Here is a 17,740-nt window from a genome sequence, read left to right on the forward strand (position 1 = left end):
CTTCTAGCGCGGGAGGCACGTCATCGCTCTTAGCCAGAAGATGCTCGACATCCTGAACTGTTTTATTAATATCGATGGGGTTGTGAGCCATTAAATAATGCTGCCGCCGTTAATTGATGCGAGTATTATCGCATGCTTTTTTATGGGCGATTTTTTCCTCCTGTGTGGCGTTCTGAAGCGTTTTATAATGTTGGAGGCGGCTCGCTATAGATGATAGATGAGACCACCCCTGACGTGCAATTCCGGGCCAATTTGGCGGACTGTCAGGGAGTTGGTGAAAAATCTGTGCAATCAGGAAAAGTCAAAAAAAACCTGTCAAGCCTTTTTTGATATTATTTCGCTGAATAGTTACGATATTAGAAGCGTTCGCTAAAGTCTCTAGCTTTTCATTAGAAACAACGCTTTGATTTGTCTCGGAGATGGCAGAAAGCAAAATGCCTGCTTTCCCCGCAACAAAAGTGTTCTGATACTGGCCCTGATTGGTGACGTTTTGTAGTTTGTTTGTATGATGAATTAACCAAGAACCTTGTACCTTTTTATCCATGCAGATACTTCCTCACAAAATTGTTTCTTTATAAAGCATATTCATCGTCTACCACAGCACATATCCCAGCAAGTACTTCAAAAACTCTTACGTGAGGTAATGCTGCGAAACCCCCACATAGTGGGCTTATATCAATCGTCCACCCACGCCACCACCTGATATCAAATCCGGCGAAACAGTCAGTTCCGACGACCATCTCCGATATCAGCATTTCCTACGACGCTGATATTAGTTACTCCCCAGGGATATGCGTCACATTGGCAAACTGGGAACCCCAAATACTTGGTCTAAATCACAATCAGCACGGCAAAAAAGCAACCTATGAAGGTTCCAGTAGAAACGCTAAAGGCGCTACCGGCCTGCCAGTTACACGGTGCACCACTATAAAATGAGCTCTTCAGTCACCATGGCACTGTGTGACGGAGTTGGCAAGTACTTGACCTGTGAGATGTGTCGTTCGCGCCCCCCTTACCCTTTTTAGAGAGGGTCTCGGGTTTGGTGTGCTCCCCAAGGGCCATCGACGGGCTCAGGCCGAACGGGGGTGGGGTTCTGTGGTTTGTTATGCTTCCGGTCGCGCAGAGGACTGCCCTCCTACTTTAAAAGCGTGGGCCTGCGGTGATTTGGTGGCCCTGTGGGTGTGGGCCTTGTGGGGTTAAGGGTTGTTGTTTGCGGAGGGGTTAGCCCCCGGCCGGTGCCGGGTTTCGCAGCAGGCAGGGATGCCTGTGGTAGGGCTTGGTGGGGCATGGATGCCCCTGCAAGACCGGGCGAAAGTCGGCGGCGGTTGGGGGCGGGTTTTGGCTGGTGTGGACCTGTGGTGTTGGGGTCTGTGGTTTGTTTGCTTCCTGTCGCGCAGGGGACTGCCCTCCTACGAGAGCAGCAGGATGCTTTGCTAGGCAGCATGAGCGGGCTGCCTGGCGTGGTTGAAAAAACGGTATCAGGCCCGGAACAGATCCTGTTCTATGCCTGCGGCTTCGAACAGGTAATCCCGGCTGGCTTCCAGTTGGCCGCGTAGGTGGTTTACGTCTACATCCACCAGTTTGCCCTGCCACTTGCGGATTTTGCCAGCTACCAGCACGGTGTCGACGTTGTTGCGTTCCATTAGGGTAACCACCGCGCCCGGTACGTGGTTCAGCGGGGTGACGTTAATGGCTTCGGCGTCTAGCAGGACGATGTCGGCTTCTTTGCCTGGGGTTAGACTGCCGACTTTGTGGTCGAGCTTCAGGCCGCGGGCGCCTTCCAGGGTGTGGAAGCGGATGCAGTCGCGGGCGGTGAGCAGGCCGGGCAGGTTGTCTTCACCGGCCAGTGCTTTTTCGTTTACGAAGGCGCGTTGCAGCGTCATGGTTGAACGCATTTGGGTGAAGGGGTCTGCCGTCATGGTGCATTCCACGTCGCTGGAGAGCGAAGGTTGCAGGCCCATATCCAGGCATTTCTGGATCGGTGGCATACCGTGGCGCATGGTCATTTCAATGGGTACTGAAAGCGATACGTGTGAGCCCGCATCGGCGGCGGCTTGCCAGGCCATGTCGCTCATGCCCGTCATGTGAATGAAGATGTTGTCAGACCCGAATTGGCCGTCGCGGGCCAGTTGGTCGAAGGTATCGGCCATGCCGAAGGTGCCTACTACGTGCAGTGCGATCGGCAAGTCCAGTTCGCGGCCGATGCGCCAGGCTTCTTCGTAACCCGGCAGGTAGATCTCGCCACCCATGACCATGCTGGTCAGTTGGTCGTCGGAGGCAAAGTGTTGCTGGCGAATGCGGCTGGCGTCTTGCGGGTATTGGGCCTGGTCGCCCCAGCCTTCGAAGTAGCCGAATACGCCCCGGCGGCCGGCGTCTTTCAGGCCTAGAAGAGCGGCGTCGGAGTGGTCGGGTGAGTGGTGAATCTGGCTCACGTCCATCACCGTGGTGACACCCGCATCGAGTTGTGACAGGCCCGCAAACAGTTCGTTGATGTACACATCTTCGGTGCGGTAATGCATCGAAAAATTTTGCAGAATGGATTCGTAATAGTTGTATTTGCTGTGCGGTTCGCCATCGTTGATCAGAATGCCATCGGCCAGAAAGCTGCGCAGCGCGGTTTCAAACTGGTGGTGGTGCGTGTCGATGAAGCCGGGCATCACCACTTTGCCTTTGGCATCAATCACCGCAACGTCGTCGCCCACATTGATCGACGGCGCGATTTGCACAATACGCTTGCCTTCAAGCAACACATCGCCCACCGGCAGGTCACCGACCGACGGGTCCATGCTCATCACGGCGCCGCCTTTTATCAGCGTGCGGCGACCGGCATTGCCTACGCCCTCGGGCATGTTTGCTTTTGGGGCGGCCGAATGCGCAGCTGCCTGTGCACCACCCGCCAGCAACGGCATGCTTGCCGCTGCGGCGCCTGTCGCCGCGGCCATTTTCAGAAAGTTTCGGCGGCCTTCGGAATGACCGCTGTTTTTGGTTGCTTCACACAGTCTGCACATTGGTTCGTCCTCTTGTTGTTATTGTCTCGTCGTTGTTGTCTTGTCTTGGTTTCGCCGCACCGGTTGGCGGATTGCGGTGTCTGTAATGCATTGCCTGGGCCATCGGCTTACAACAACCGGCAGCTTTCATCAAACGACAGGCGCGGGCTGCGTGCGTGCAAGCGGGTTTCGTCGCCGTAGCCCAGGTTGCAAATAAAGTTGCTGCGCCAGTGCTGGTTCTCGGCACCAAAGAATATCTGGTCGACCTTGTCGTTATCGAAGCCGGAGATCGGGCCGCAATCGAGCCCCAGGGCACGCGCGGCCAGAATAAAGTAACCGCCCTGAATACTGCCGTTTCGGAAGGCTGTCTCTTCGCGCAGGGGTTCGTTGCCCACAAACAGGGAACGGGCGTCTTTCATGTGTGGGAACAGCGTCGGTAAATGGTCGTAGAAGCGGCGATCATACGCCAGAATGGCGGTGACCGGTGCCTGGCGAACCTTCTCGATATTGCCTTCTTTTAGCGCCGGTACCAGTTGTTCCCGCGCTTGCTCCGTGCGCAGGAAATACACTCGCAACGGGTTGCAGTTCATGCTGGTGGGGGCCAGACCGGCGAGTTCGGCAAGGTGGCGCAAGCGGTCATCGTCGACGGGCCTGTCTTGCCAGTAAGAAAACGTTCGAGCACCGACAAAAAGTTGATCGAGTGCACCGGAATCCAGTGGCGTGTGGCGGGGTTCAGCCAGGGGTGCGGTAGAGTGAGTCGTCATAGCAGCCGTTACCTCTAATACATGTAAGCGAGCGTGGTGGAAAGCGCCGGAAACAGCGTCAACACAAACAGCGCGCACAGCATGGCAATAAAGAAGGGCGTTACCCCTTTAAAGATTTCCTTAACCGACACGGTGTCGTCATTCAGGCTGGCCTTCACCGTGTAAACCGATATGCCAAAGGGCGGAGTCACCAGGCCGATTTCAACGGCAACCACGGTGATCACCCCGAACCAGATCAGGTCGAGCCCGAAGAATTGGGCAATCGGCAAAACGATGGGCAACACAATCAACATGATCGACACCGAGTCGATGATGCAGCCCATGAGGATGACGACCAGCAAATACAGGAACAGGAATTCATAAACGGCCAGGTCGAGCGAGGTGACCCACTGCGCGACCGACATGGGCAGGCCGGTCAGTGCCAGCATACGGCTGTAGAGCGATGCCGCCAGAATCAGAAACAGTATCGATACCGCGACGTGGCCGGTTTCGCCCAGCACTTTGTAAAAGGAGCCCCAGGTTAAACGACGTTTTGCCAGGGCCAGCACCAGCGCGCCGCAAGCGCCCACGGCACCCGCTTCAGTGGGCGTGAAAAAGCCCGAGTACAAGCCACCCAACACCAGCAACATTAAGATCAGAATCGGGATGAGTTTGCTCGCCAGCGCCAGGCGCGAGGGGTTATCGCCTTCGGGGTCGACGACAGGCTGATGCCCTTCCTGGTTCATGAACGCCGGGAACGCGTAGGCCAACACCATAATGGTGATGCAGAAACTGACCGCCAGAATCAGACCGGGAATAATACCTGCAATGAACATGCGCCCCACCGATTGCTCCGCCAGCACGCCATACACAATCATCAGCAACGACGGGGGAATCAGCATACCAAGCACCGAGCTGCCAGCGACGACACCTACCGAGAATTTCGGGGTGTACCCGTGGCGGCGCATTTCGGGTACGGCGACCTGAGTAAACACCGCCGCCGAGGCCACACTGATACCGGTGATGGACGCAAAAATGCCGTTGGCACCAACGGTCGCCAGACCAAGCCCGCCGCGTACCTTGCGCAGCAGGCGCTGGAACACATCGAAGGTATCGCGCCCAACGCCGGAGACAACGACCAGTAAGCCCATTAATACAAACAGCGGTACAACGCCGTATAGATAACTGCCGAGGGAATCGTTCGCGGCAGCGGCGACCATGCGCGTTGCCAGGCCAGAGTCCCGCAGGGTGGCGATGGCGCCAAACGACACCAGCATTAACGCAATGCTGATGTGCATGCCAATATAAATAAGCACCAGCATGACCACCACGGCCACCAGGCCAATTTCCAGACCGGTCATGACGGTTCTCCTGATTGTTGGGCGGCTTTGTTTTCAGTGTGTTCGGCCTTGGGGGCTGCCGGTGAATGGATCGGCGTACCCCGGTAGACGCAAATGGCTTCACGCACGGCCAGCACCAAAAATTGCAACACGGTCACGGCTGCACAAAACACAACGACGGTTCGAATGGGCCAGACGGGAAAGGTGAACACGCCCTCCACGCCAAAGAATTGATTGCGGTCGATCGCCCGCATCAGTACCGGTACGGTACCCTGGTACACCACTCCCAACATGGCAGCGCCAGCCAGGTAATAGAGTGTGGTCAGGCTGCGCCCGATGCGGGGAAATGAGACGGTAAAGCCGTAAATAAAAATGTCGGCCTGGGCCAGGCGGCCGTGGCGCAAGGTGCTGGCCAGTTGCAAAAAAACAATCATGACAATCGAGGCGGCGACCATTTCGGCAACACCGTCGATCGGTTGGTTAAAGATATTACGCGATAAAACATCGGCACAAATCAGTGCCATGATGGCAAAGATCAACAGCGACCCGGCGGCATTCAAGCCATCCACCAGATAGCCAAACAGACTGTTACCGGTGCCCTGGCCGAATAAAAGTGATTTTACGTTCATGACATACTGCTCCAGGGAGTGTCCGCATACCTGGCCGGGTGGAGCCCGGCCAGTGCATCGAAGTAGCGTTGGGGCCAGAGTTAGTCCCAGGCGCGTTCCGGCTGAACACCCCGTTCGCGAATGGCATCCATGTAGGCTTCCAGGATGTCGGCGGCGGGCAGATTGCGGGCCTCGTTATTATCAACCCACTGTTGTGCAAGGTTCGGCATGCCATCGATCCAGGCTTGGCGTTGCTCGTCACTCAGCGGTGTAACCACCACCGGGTTGTTGGAGTCGGCACTGAGTTCAACCATGCGGTCGAGTGAGCTCTGGTAGCGTTCGGCCAGGTCGCGGCCATGGGCTGTGGTGTATACAGCACCGGCTTGTTTCATTGCATCCTGAACGACCGCTGGCAGGCTTTCAAAACGGTCGAGGTTCATGGCAATACCGCCAGAGAACACGACACCCAAATTCACCTGGGTGATGTACGGCGCCACTTCATAGATGCGCGCAGGCAGAGCACCGGTGGCCAACGTCACCACGCCTTCGGATACTCCGGTCTGAATGTCGGTGTAGTAGCTGGCGAGTGTGCCATCGACCGGAGTGGCGTTAACCGGGTCGAGCCAGACACCCAGTACGCCCGGTGCTGAAATACGACGACCGTCGAGATCAGAAAGATCGTTGACCGGGAAGTTGGTGTAGATGTCGTAGGTGTCAGAGGCGGTTCCCCCCAGGAACACCACGTTGTTGCCTTCCCATTCGTCCGCCAGTTCGGGTTGCTGGTCGATCAGGTCCAGAAACACATCGAGAATCAGTTCCGGGTCACTGGTGGTGAACGGGGTGTAGGCGCTCAACTGGCTCAGCGGCATGCGCGAGCCTTCGAGGTAGCTGAACACCCAGCCGATGTCGGCAATGCCATCGCCAACCGAAGTCAGGGTGGCGTTAGCGCCGTACAACTGGCCGGCGTAGGCTTCGGTCCAGTTCACTTCGTAGCGGCCATCTTCGGCCAGTATGCGATCGACTTCGGGAATGAACACATTCGGAATCATGCCGACCCAGGGGATGGTGGTCGGGTGGCTGGAGCCGACTGTCAGGTTAATGGTTTCTTCGGCTGTGGCAAGCGTTGGCAGTATTGCTGCCAGAGCCAGTGTGGTCGCCAGGGCGCCCTGCTTTATGGTGGTTTTCATGGCTTCGTCTCTCTCTTGTTTTTGGTTTTCGAGTCTTGCTTTCAAACACGTTTAGTGTGGGCCGTGCTGTCTTGGTGGTACCGGTTAGGCGTTGATCGGTGATTGCGGCAACCGCGAGTCACCGGGCGACAGATCAAAGGTCAGATCCAGCGTGCAGTAATCGCCGGTTACATCGGCATCCGGTGCGTTGCCGTCGCTGTGCAGCGGGTAATCGATGGCCAGGTCTGCACTGGTCACACCGAACACACAATCGGATTCCACGAACAGATCGTCCTTCGGAAATATCTGGGTAACCAAGGTTGTGTGATCCTCTGCCGAAACGGTGAAATGCAGGTGCGCCGCACGGAACGGATGCCGGTTCTGGGCGCGCAACATATCGCCCACCAGACCATGCGTCGGAATCGGGTAACTGGCCGGGCGTATGGTGCGAAAATAAAACTGGCCAGCATCGTCGGTGCGGAATTTGCCGCGCAGGTTGTTGGCGGGCATGGTTTCATCCTGGTTGTCGTACAACCCTTCTGGCGAGGCATGCCAAACTTCAACCAGGGCATTGGCCAGCGGCGTGCCGTTTCTGTCTTGCACTTTGCCACGCACAAACAGCGGAATGTCGGTGTCTTTTGGCGTATCCCGGGCGATGTTAAAACCGCTTGGGTATTCCGGATCTTGGCGGGTGTAAAACGGGCCGAGCAAGGCAGGCGACATCTGCTCGGCGTCGCGGTTCTGGTTCAGAATCATCACCAGCGTGGAAAACCCGAGTGCGTCCGACATCACAACGGTTTCGTTGTGCTTGCCCACACTGAGATGGCCAAGGCGGGTGACGGCATCCAGGGCCTGGGTGAACTCTTCATCGTTCAGTTTCACCTCGCGGCCAAAGGCGTGCAGATGCTTGACCAGGGCGGTCAGAATTTCCCGCAAACGCGGGTTTTCTGTGCGGCCCATGGCCTTGATGACGATCTCGGTAATGTCGTCCGGTGTGGATGGAATACCGTGATTAAAAATCTCTTCTTTGTTAGGCAGTTCAAACATGGGAGGAACCCTCACTGTTTTATTGTTTTTTTCGCGCCTGAAGTTCAGCAACGATATCGTCGTGATGTTCATTCAGCGTCGGTGGTGCCGTTATGGTGACCGGACGTTCTCCGTCGTAGGATACGGGCGAACGCATCGAGCGAAAGGTCCCCATTTCGGGATGCTGCGTTGAAACTTCCAGTTGCAGGTGTTTGACCTGGGGGTCTTCGAGCACTTCGTTCGAGTCGTACATGGGCGCGTGCGGAACGTCTTCAGCGAGCAGTCGCTCGCACCAGGTATCACGCCCCTGTTGTTTGAAAATGGGTTTAAGCACCTCGATCATCGCTTCCTGGTGATCAATGCGGCCTTCACGCGTGCTGAAGCGGTCATCCTGAAGCAGTTCCGGGTAGCCAATGGCATTGGCCAGCCCTTGCCAGAATTTCTCCGGTGAAGACATGTGCAACGCCACCCATTTACCGTCGGCACATTCCATCACGTAGCTCTGGGATACCTGCGGCCGGCTGTAGGGCCCCATGACTTCGCCTTCAGAGAACCAGTGCGTAAAGGCATCGAGATTGAAGTGGCACATGGCTTCGAGCATCGACACTTCGACCTTGCGGCCCTTGCCCGTCTGACTGCGTTCATAGAGCGCGCCGAGAATGCCGTAGGCGGCGTAAAAACCAGACATCGCATCGGCCATGGCCGGGCCAACCACCCGGGGGTTTTCCGGGTTGATCAGCAGTTTCAAAAAGCCACTGGCCGCTTGCGCCACGGTGTCGTAACTGGGCCGGGCGGCATAGGGGCCGTCGGACCCGAAGCCGCTGATCGCGCAGTAGATAAGGCCGGGGTTCATTTCCCGCAGCCGATCTTCGCCAGCACCCAGCCGCTCGGCAGCACCGGGGCGAAAGTTCTGAATGTAGACATCGGCGTCGCGTATCAGATCGTCAAAAATGGCCAGGTCTTCCGGCTGTTTGGTGTTCAGCGCAATGCTGCGTTTGTTGCGGTTGTAGGTCTGGTAATGCGGGCTGTACAAACCGCCTTTGAACGCCCGGAACGGGTCGCCGGAGCCAGGCATTTCGACCTTGATAACGTTGGCACCGAGATCGGCCAGCAACATCCCGGCCGCCGGACCGGTGATGAAGGTGCCTTGCTCGATTACGGTGATGCCTTCGAGTACTTTGATCATTGGAGTCTTCCCTTGGTGGTCAGGCAGAAAAGCCATCCGGTGTTTCACCGGTATATTCCAGGTTCTCGGTTGCCTGGTAAGACAAGGCAAACCCGCTCGGCTGCTCGGCTTCTTCCGACAGATGCGCGATCAGGCTGGCCGTGCGCGCCAGAATCGGAATGCCGCGCAGAGCCGATACCGGAAAATCGACACCCAGCAAAACGGCGGGAATGGCCGCCGATACATTCAGCTTCAGGTCTTTGCTGATCACCTTGGGAATGGCGCGTTCAACGGCTTCTGCCGTGGCCACGAAGTCGAGGTTCGCACCCGCATCGCGGGCAACCTTGAACAGGGCATCAACCCGCGGGTCGCGTGATTTGTGCAGGGGGTGGCCGTAGCCGGGAATGGGTTTTCGCTCGGCACGCATCGCCGTCACTTCGGCCAGCGCGGCGTCATCAAGGCTGGTGCCATCGGTCATACGCTCACGGATGCGCACGAACATCTTCCCGGCGGTTTCCGAGGCACCCAGAATAACCGGGCCACACCCGAGAATGCCGGCGGCGACCGCGCCTTGCAGAGCATCCGGGGCTGCTGCATAGGTCATGCGGCTGGCTTGAACGCTGGGTACAAAGCCATGCTCGGCGATGGATACCAGGGTGGCATCGACCACTTTGCGGGCCGTGTCGGACGGCTGTTTGCCGGTGAGTAACAGCAGGAAATAGTCGGTAAAGCTGGTCTGGCCGATCAGGTCCTGGCAGAGGTCCTGGCCACGTACCACGATGGTGTGTTCGTTGGAGGTACAGATGGCCGTTTTCGGCGTGGTTTCGCGCCCTATCTTCATGGTCGGCTCCGGTGCTTATTGTGATTGTTTTAGCGTTGGAACCACCTTAGCGCCGGATAATTATTTACAAAAATGATAAATTTCGATATTAATGATCGATGTCATCGATAGTAAACCCCACCATTGCACCGGAGGCCCCATGGAACTGAGACACCTGCGTTATTGCGTCGCGCTGGCCGAAGTGCAGAACTTCACACGGGCCGCCGAGCGGACGCACGTTACCCAGTCGACCCTGTCGCATCAGATCAAACAACTGGAAGACGAACTGGGCGTTGCGCTGTTCAACCGCAACGGCAAGAGCGTAACGCTGACTGAGGCCGGGCGGGATTTCGTCGACAGCATCGCGCCGATTCTGAAAAATGTGGATGCCGCCGTAGGCGCGCTGAAAAACACACCGGATCAGTTGACCGGGGAACTGCGCATCGCCGCCACCCACAGCTTCAACGTTCAGTTGATTCCGCAGTGCCTGGCGGCGTTTATGGCAAAGTTTCCCCAGGTTCGGGTGGTTGTCGAGGAGTTATCCGGCGACCAGATTGCCCAGGGGCTCGAATCCGGCAGCCTGGATCTGGGCGTTTCCTACCGGCCGGCAGTGCCGCGCGGGCTCTGGTTTGAACCTTTGTTCAATGAGGAACTGAAATTGATCATGAACAGGGCGCATCCGCTGGCGAACCGCAAACGTGTGCGCATGGTAGAACTCAACGGGTTGCCACTGGCGCTGCTGACCCGGAATTTCTCGACCCGGCAATTGCTCGACGAGTGCTTCCAGGCCGCCGGCGCCGAACCCCAGATCGTGGCGGAGCTGAACGCCATTTCGCCGATGGTGGAACTGGTGCGGCAAACCGGCTTGTGCAGCATCGTTTCCGACAATGCCTTGAGTGGCGAACCCGACCTGGTGGCCGTGGCACTGGAAAACCCGACACCCATCCGCACCCCGGGCCTGCTGTGGAACCGGGACCGGGAACGACCGGCCGCGACCCGGTACATGGCCAACATCATTCGTGAGTTGGCACTGAAGGGGCAGCCTCGCTGATGGCGTGCCGGCAGTATCCAGAAACAACCGGCCATTCCCTGAGAATCTGCACACAACTACAAATCATTGAACTACACTCTCTGAATACACAAGGACTGTACCCGGGGTGCACCGTTGAGTCTGAAGTACCGTTTCATCTTAATAACGGCCGGACTTATCTTTGTCTCGTCATTAATCGCACTGTATCTTTTCAACCGTTCCGCCACGACGATTATTGAGCAATGGGGGCAACGGATTGCAGAGGTACAGGTGCTCTATGACAGAGCCCGCCTGTCGCGCCCTCTCGACCGGGAAATCGCGCTGTCACAGCAATTCGCGAGTTCGAGTGTGTTGAAACGCTGGGCCAGCAACCCGAACGACCCGACGCGCTCGCTCGCTCGCTCGAAGCAAAACAGGAAATGGAAAGATACCGGCAAAGTTTTCGTAACAACAACGTGTTCGTCGCTTTAGAAGAGACGGGCGCCTACTATTTCAATAACGCCACCAACGACTATGCGTCCGAACTGCATCGCTACAACCTCGAAGTGGGGGTCGCCAAAGACGCTTGGTTTTATCAGTTGATAGAAGCGGAACGGGATTTTCACCTCAACGTTAACCCGGACCCCGAGTTGGGCGTGACCATGTTGTGGATCGATGCCCAGATTCGCAGCGAAGCGGGCGAGATCCTTGGGCTCGCAGGAACAGGCCTCGAACTGGCACCTTTTCTGCGCGACATCGTCGACCTTAACCAGCCCGGCATCACCTCGTTGTTTCTGGACGCCAGCGGCGCCATTCAACTGTATCGAGATGCCTCGCTCATCGATTTCGCCACAACGGCCAACCCCGAAGGCCAGAAAAACACCGTCGACCTGTTGCTGGATACTCCGAACAACGCGAAGAAAGTCCGGCAGTTAATGCACGAGTTGAGGCAAAACCGACAGAATGAGACCCAGGTTGAAACGGTTTTTGTAACCCGTGAAGGCACCCGCCATTTGCTCGGCATCGCATACTTACCCGATATCGACTGGTTTTCAGTAACCCTCATCGACTTAACCGAATTAATGCCCGTCGAGCCCTTTTTTCGGACCCTGGCGGTGTTGTCAGTCATGCTTGTCGCCATCCTGGTGATGATCTATCTGCTGCTGAATCACTGGTTCTTGACCCCCATGCAAAAAATGGGCGGCTCGATGCTTGCGCTGCAAAATGGCAACTTTGAGGTTGGCCGGCTGCCCAAAGGCCGGGCAGAAGTCGGCCGGTTGATTGGGTATTTCGGAGAGATGGCCGAGTCGATTCTTCGCCATACCGATGAGCTCGAAGATCGCGTTCAGGAGCGTACCAAGCAATTGGAAACCCTGACCCGCATCGACCCGCTCACCAACCTGCTCAACCGCCGGGGTCTGACCGACACGCTGAATCAGGAGTTGGACAAAGCCTCCAGGTCCGGCACGACCCTTGGCATTCTGTGGATCGACCTGGACCACTTTAAGGCGCTGAACGACAGCCTGGGACATGCCATGGGCGACCAGGCCCTTGTCCAAATAGCAGCCGTACTCAGGAACAGCCTGCGCACCTACGATCAGGCCGCTCGCTGGGGCGGCGATGAATTCCTGATTGTCCTCGCAGACTGCGACACCGACACCCTGACGCACCTGGGTGAACGCATTCGCACCGCCGTTGAGCACGACATGAAGCAGCAGGGCTGGGCCGTCACCGTCAGCATCGGCGGCTACCTGACCCAACCCGACGATACCCTCGACACGTTGCTGAACCGGGCCGACCAGTCGATGTATCAGGCGAAACAAGGGGGTCGCAACCGGTTTTATCACGCGCCGCTCTGACCGCCAACACCGGCGCGCGGTATGCTTGCCATCAACCCAATGGCCGTGGCAGAAGACCGGCTATCCATAGCACTTAAGTGCCTGTCCAAATTAAATTGACACTGATCAGATGAAAAGCAAAAAGCAGAACCAATATCTGGTTCGACCTGTGCCTGTTCTGCTATCTTCATATATACGATTGGTAAATAGTTGACCCAGGTAACGATGACACTGCAAAAAGTCCTATATATAGAAGATGACCCTGATATTCGCGAGATTGCAGCGCTGGCCCTGGTTGATGTTGGTCACCTGACTCTCAAGGCCTGTGAGTCCGGCAAGCAAGCCCTTCAGGAAGTCGACGATTTTGGCCCGGAGCTGGTTTTGCTCGATGTTATGATGCCGGACATGGATGGGCCTGAAACCCTCATGGCACTGCGCGAGCAGGGGTCGATTACCAGCAAGACTGCGGTGGCCTTCATAACGGCCAAAATACACCCTGGCGAGCTGGCTCGCTATCGTGAGCTGGGCGTAACCGATGTAATAGCAAAGCCCTTCGATCCGATGACATTGGCCGATGATCTGCGCAGAATCTGGTTACGTTTCAATGAGTGACAAATCCCTCCCATCCGACGTCGACTCCCGCTTGAAAGTACTGAAAATCGCCTACCGGCAACGGTTAGTGCGTGAACTGGACCAAATTGATGATTTTCTTCAAGCGTTGAGGCAAGACCCTGCCAACAGTCAATCATTGCGGGCACTGCACGAGGCACTCCATAAACTGGCGGGTTCGGCCGGAACATTCGGGTTCGAGCAACTGGGGCGACAGGCGAGTTTGCTTGAAGAGCAGGTCAGCAATGCACTTGCCAAGGCTGAAGGCGTGGCTGAATTACCCGGGTTGACAGATTGGGTAGCGCAATTGCGTGCCAGTTTACAGGCAGACGAAAGCCGTAAAACCGGGCTGGGTGTAGAGGTCTTGGAACAGGAAGCCAATGACGATCAACTGAGTATCTGGCTACTGGAGCGAGACACCATGCTGGCCGACTATATTGGTCAGCAACTGCGCAGCTTCGGATTCACCGTATTGCACCTGCGCGATGCGCAGGAGCTTGAGCAGGCGAGCAGTTGCAGTCCGGACTTGCTGCTAGTCGACCACCATGCCAGTGAGTCTCCTGAACTGAAGACTCAGCCAGAGGCCTTTTGGCGCGACCGCCTTAAGAGCTTTAACTGTCCGATTATTTTTACCGGGGCGGAGGAAGGCTTTTTCGCAAGACTTCATGCTGTGCGCAGCGGAGGGCGCGGATACTTTACCAAACCGTTGGATGTCCCTCAGCTTGCGGCGCATGTGGCGCGAATACTGAAATCGGGAGAATCGGCCCCAGAGCGCATACTGATTGTTGAAGATGATTCCGACATGGCCCAGTTCTGCCAGGTAGTTCTGCAGCAGGCTGGCATGCAGGTCGAAATACTGGATCAGCCCCAAAATCTGCTCCAGACCGCCAGCGACTTTGACCCGGAACTGATACTGATGGATTTGAGGATGCCCGTTGCTACTGGGGCAGAAATGGCGGCCATACTGACGCAGATCGAGCGCTGGGCTCATCTGCCGATTATCTACTTGTCGGCGGAGACCAGCGCTGAATTTCGTGGTCATGCACTGAGCAGTGGGGGTGACGCGTTCTTGGAAAAACCGGTTGATCCCAAGCTGCTGGTTAGCTTGTGTCGCAGCCGCATTGGACGGTTGCGCGAGTTGGAACAGGCCATGACCCGTGATGGATTAACCGGTCTGATCAAACACGCCAGCATCAAAGAGGCGCTGCAAACTGAGTGGGAGTATGTGCGCCGACATCCGAGACCCTTTAGCGTTGTGATGCTCGACATCGATCATTTTAAATCGGTTAATGATACCCATGGCCACGCGGTGGGTGACCTGGTCATTGCCGCTGTGGGAACCTTATTGCGCCAGCACTTTCGCAACACTGACAAACTAGGACGATACGGCGGTGAAGAATTTGCACTGGTGTTGCCTGATTGCACTGCCTCTATTGCCACAGGCCTGGTTGACGGGTTGCGCCAGTCGTTTTCGGCCATTCGGTTTATGGGCGGCGGCGAGAGTTTTTCCTGCACCTTGTCCGCCGGCGTGGTTGATAATCAGTCATTTCCCCGTCACTCGGCTGAAGCCTTGATCGAGCAGGCTGATAAGGCACTGTACAAAGCCAAGCACAGTGGTCGGAATCGGGTCTGTCTAGCGAGCGCGAGCGACGACCCTAAAGCTGGCCCGACTAATAAGGAAGCCCGTTGAAGACTTTGCTGTTATTCGTCGCAAGCGTGCAGATTGATGGTGATTCTTACCGGAACCACAGCATCACTGTAGTCAACAGCAGCGGCTTTACGATGGGTTCCGCCACTCGATCGAACGAAGTCAGTGAAGCTTGCGCTGTGTTGCCTGAGGTAATTTTATGACGGGAATATCCCTGAGCCTGCGGATCGTTCTGCTTGTACTGATAACCACGGGTGCTTTAACGGTCGGCATGCTGGCCACCGTGTACCCATTTATGGTGTCCGACTATGAGAATCTGGTTGCCGAGCGTGAATCAGCTGAAATTGAGCGGCTGGCTTCCGAACTTGATTTATCACTGAGCCAGCGACAACTTACTCTTGAAGTCTTCTCTACGCGCTTGGTTGGTGATGATGACCAGTTGCTAGACAGAGAGAATTTGCAGTTAATGATTGAGCGGCCGTCGATTGCCCGTGAATCGTTTCCGGACGGCCTGCTCGTTCTCGGCCCCACTGCGACCGCTATTGCTGAAAATGTTTATGTCCCGGGTCGTTTGGGCACTAATTATTCAGATCGCTCGCATTTTAAGCGTGCTATTGAAAGCGAGAAAGCAGTTATATCTGCGCCCATTCTTGGACGCACAACCGGGCTGCCGCTACTTTCATTTTTACAGCCAATATTGTCGACTAACGATGAAGTGCTTGGCTTTGTTAGCGGTGTTCTGGATTTGTCTACTGCCCCTTTGCTGCCCGACCAGAGTGCTTCCGAGTCTGAGTCCAACACCTTTACGCTGATTATCGATCCGCAATATAGACTGTATGTTTCCATGAGAGAGCAGTTTAATACCCCCAAACCTCTGCCTGCTGCGGGCACTGATTCTATGGTGGACGCAGCTGTGGCAGTCAGCCCTGCCGGTACGCTTGTTGACTACCAGAATCAGCAATACCTGATTGCCAGCAAACAGCTGGATACGCTGGGTTGGGTGGTGCTGCGCGCCATACCCTACCGTGAGGCCATCGCCCCGGCAACGGTGTCTTACCGTTGGTTTTTGGTGATCAGCTTGGTCGCCCTCGCTCTGGTTTCACTTTGTGGTTGGTGTGTTGCGCGCAGCCTGATGCGACCAATAGAAAGCATTACACAACGCATTGATCGCATGGCTGACGATGCCCGGATGGACAGCGATTTTCCGGAACAGGGCAGCCCGGAAGTGCGGGCACTGGCCCGGGCGATGAACAAGCTTGTTCGGGAAAGGAAGGCCCTGGAGCAGCTAAAAGACGACTTTATCTCGAGCGTAAGTCATGAATTGCGCACGCCTCTGACATCCCTTCATGGCAGTTTGAAATTATTGCATGCCGGCGTTATCGACGGCATTCCTGAACGGGCAAAAGGTTTGATTGTATTAAGTCTGAGAAACTCGGAACGACTGCAGGCACTGATCAGCGATTTTCTGGACTTTAGTCGGCTCATGACCGGTAAGTTTGACCTGCACCCGAACCCTTGCCAGCTTTACGCACTCGCTGAGCAGGCTACCGCGGACATTGCCCACTTCGCCGACAGCAATGTAGTAGGCTTTAGAATAGACATACCCGGTGATGCTTTGGTGCAAGCCGATGAGCAAAGATTGAGGCAGGTACTGGATAACCTGCTAAGTAATGCCATTAAACACTCACCAGAAAATGGGCTGGTTACCTTGACTGCCAAACCTACCAGCACTGGCGGCTGGCGGCTGACTGTAAGCGATCAGGGGGAAGGCGTTCCGGATGAGTTTCTACCTCGTATTTTTGAACGCTTTTCACAAGCAGATCATGGCAATAAGCGTGCAGTAACGGGAACAGGATTGGGGTTGTCGATCTCCAGAGAGCTGATGCTGATAATGGGGGGAGACATTGGTTTTTACAATGATACTGGCGCCCACTTCTGGTTTGAAATGCCCGGAGTGGGCAGTGTTGGCAAAGATTAAACCCCGGATTAACGGACACCCAACCAAACATTTGGGCTGGGAAGAGGAATGGCGGACTGGGAACGCTGGGTGTTTATCATCGCCGCGTTAATGGTTGCCTGGCCCACCAACGTGGCGAACCTGGACCCTGTGATTGTAGCGATTCGGTGACGGGGATTGTAGCGACTGCGGTGCTGGCGGTTCGGTTTTGGCTGGAACTGCGTCGGCAGCCGCTCCCGACAGACTGAACGCGTTACACGGTTCAGGCACCGGCCGGTGCCGCGTTTCGCAGTAGGCAGGAATGCCTTTGGTAGTGATATTCAAAAACTCAGTGGCCTATAGCCAAATTTAATCCCACGGGCAATTGACCTCAACCTTACTTGAGGTTTTAGACTTACTGCAAGCCTTTCAGATTGACAATGTCGGGGCTACCTATTCCTTTTCACCTTTCCGCTCAGGACGTTGACCATGATGAATCAACCACAACTAGCAGGCTGTTGAAATTATTCCGCATGAACCGTGGGTTTGGTAACATACTCTCAGTCAAACTGATCCGGAGCCAATCAGATAATGCGCGGTCTCGACATCACTCAGGAAGCTTTATTTTCCACGGTCCACCTGGACTCCTTCGTCCCCAAAGATCACCCGTTGCGAGCGATCAAGGTTTTATTCGATACAGCGCTGACCCGCATTGACTGGCTCTTGGATGGCGCTTATTCCGAGCGTGGCAAGATGTCGATTCCACCAGAGCGGTTGCTCAGAGCACAGTTGTTACAGGTTCTTTATACGATCCGCAGCGAGCGACAGCTCATGGAACAGATTCA

General features: G+C 55.9%; 15 protein-coding genes. 6 read left to right on the plus strand and 9 right to left on the minus strand.

The genetic code is table 11. The annotated features are described in order from the left end of the window. Nucleotides 1-301: 301 nt before the first annotated feature. From G565_RS0118180 to G565_RS0118220, 9 genes are all read right to left on the minus strand, one after another. On the minus strand, nt 302-544 hold the full coding sequence (locus G565_RS0118180; RefSeq protein ID WP_028672143.1) for a hypothetical protein: 243 nt from the start codon (nt 542-544) through the stop codon (nt 302-304). 934 nt (nt 545-1,478) lie between these two features. Further along, a complete protein-coding gene (locus G565_RS0118185) occupies nt 1,479-3,008 on the minus strand; it encodes an amidohydrolase family protein (protein WP_028672144.1) in 1,530 nt (509 codons plus the stop codon). A 107-nt stretch (nt 3,009-3,115) separates the two neighbouring features. Beyond that, nucleotides 3,116-3,751: a malonic semialdehyde reductase gene (locus tag G565_RS0118190; protein ID WP_051208237.1), complete on the minus strand. Its 636-nt coding sequence runs from the start codon at nt 3,749-3,751 to the stop codon at nt 3,116-3,118. A 14-nt stretch (nt 3,752-3,765) separates the two neighbouring features. Then, nucleotides 3,766-5,091, minus strand: a complete 1,326-nt coding sequence (locus tag G565_RS0118195) for a TRAP transporter large permease (RefSeq protein WP_028672146.1) — start codon at nt 5,089-5,091, stop codon at nt 3,766-3,768. After that, the gene (locus G565_RS24840) at nt 5,088-5,699 is read right to left on the minus strand and encodes a TRAP transporter small permease subunit (RefSeq protein WP_084649454.1); all 612 of its coding nucleotides are present in this window, start codon (nt 5,697-5,699) and stop codon (nt 5,088-5,090) included. Before G565_RS24840 ends, G565_RS0118195 begins: the two co-directional genes overlap by 4 nt. 80 nt (nt 5,700-5,779) lie before the next feature. After that, complete coding sequence (locus G565_RS0118205) at nt 5,780-6,865, minus strand: C4-dicarboxylate TRAP transporter substrate-binding protein (RefSeq protein WP_028672147.1); 1,086 nt, start codon at nt 6,863-6,865, stop codon at nt 5,780-5,782. A gap of 84 nt (nt 6,866-6,949) precedes the next feature. Further along, a complete protein-coding gene (locus G565_RS0118210; RefSeq protein ID WP_051208239.1) occupies nt 6,950-7,891 on the minus strand; it encodes a dioxygenase family protein in 942 nt (313 codons plus the stop codon). Nucleotides 7,892-7,910: 19 nt separating this feature from the next. Further along, nucleotides 7,911-9,056: a CaiB/BaiF CoA transferase family protein gene (locus G565_RS0118215; RefSeq protein ID WP_028672149.1), complete on the minus strand. Its 1,146-nt coding sequence runs from the start codon at nt 9,054-9,056 to the stop codon at nt 7,911-7,913. Nucleotides 9,057-9,075: 19 nt separating this feature from the next. Continuing rightward, nucleotides 9,076-9,876: a citryl-CoA lyase gene (locus G565_RS0118220; protein ID WP_028672150.1), complete on the minus strand. Its 801-nt coding sequence runs from the start codon at nt 9,874-9,876 to the stop codon at nt 9,076-9,078. 139 nt (nt 9,877-10,015) lie between these two features. Here G565_RS0118220 and G565_RS0118225 point away from each other — a divergent pair, with 139 nt between their 5' ends. The 6 genes from G565_RS0118225 to G565_RS0118260 form a co-directional block, all read left to right on the plus strand. Beyond that, nucleotides 10,016-10,906, plus strand: coding sequence for a LysR substrate-binding domain-containing protein (locus tag G565_RS0118225; protein WP_028672151.1), 891 nt, complete (start codon nt 10,016-10,018; stop codon nt 10,904-10,906). Between the two features lie 398 nt (nt 10,907-11,304). After that, on the plus strand, nt 11,305-12,723 hold the full coding sequence (locus G565_RS24845) for a GGDEF domain-containing protein (protein ID WP_051208240.1): 1,419 nt from the start codon (nt 11,305-11,307) through the stop codon (nt 12,721-12,723). Nucleotides 12,724-12,912: 189 nt separating this feature from the next. Next, a complete protein-coding gene (locus G565_RS0118235; protein ID WP_028672152.1) occupies nt 12,913-13,314 on the plus strand; it encodes a response regulator in 402 nt (133 codons plus the stop codon). Further along, a complete protein-coding gene (locus G565_RS24850; RefSeq protein WP_051208242.1) occupies nt 13,307-15,001 on the plus strand; it encodes a diguanylate cyclase in 1,695 nt (564 codons plus the stop codon). The genes G565_RS0118235 and G565_RS24850 overlap by 8 nt, the downstream gene beginning before the upstream one ends. Before the next feature lie 157 nt (nt 15,002-15,158). Further along, nucleotides 15,159-16,937 carry a sensor histidine kinase gene (locus G565_RS24855; RefSeq protein ID WP_037340208.1) on the plus strand — a complete coding sequence of 593 codons (1,779 nt, stop codon included), beginning with the start codon at nt 15,159-15,161 and terminating at the stop codon, nt 16,935-16,937. Nucleotides 16,938-17,486: 549 nt separating this feature from the next. Then, the coding region (locus G565_RS0118260) for a transposase (RefSeq protein WP_028672153.1) at nt 17,487-17,740 on the plus strand (254 nt) is incomplete at its 3' end.

The organism is Saccharospirillum impatiens DSM 12546 (genome assembly GCF_000423605.1).
In the GTDB taxonomy this organism is placed as follows: domain Bacteria; phylum Pseudomonadota; class Gammaproteobacteria; order Pseudomonadales; family Natronospirillaceae; genus Saccharospirillum; species Saccharospirillum impatiens.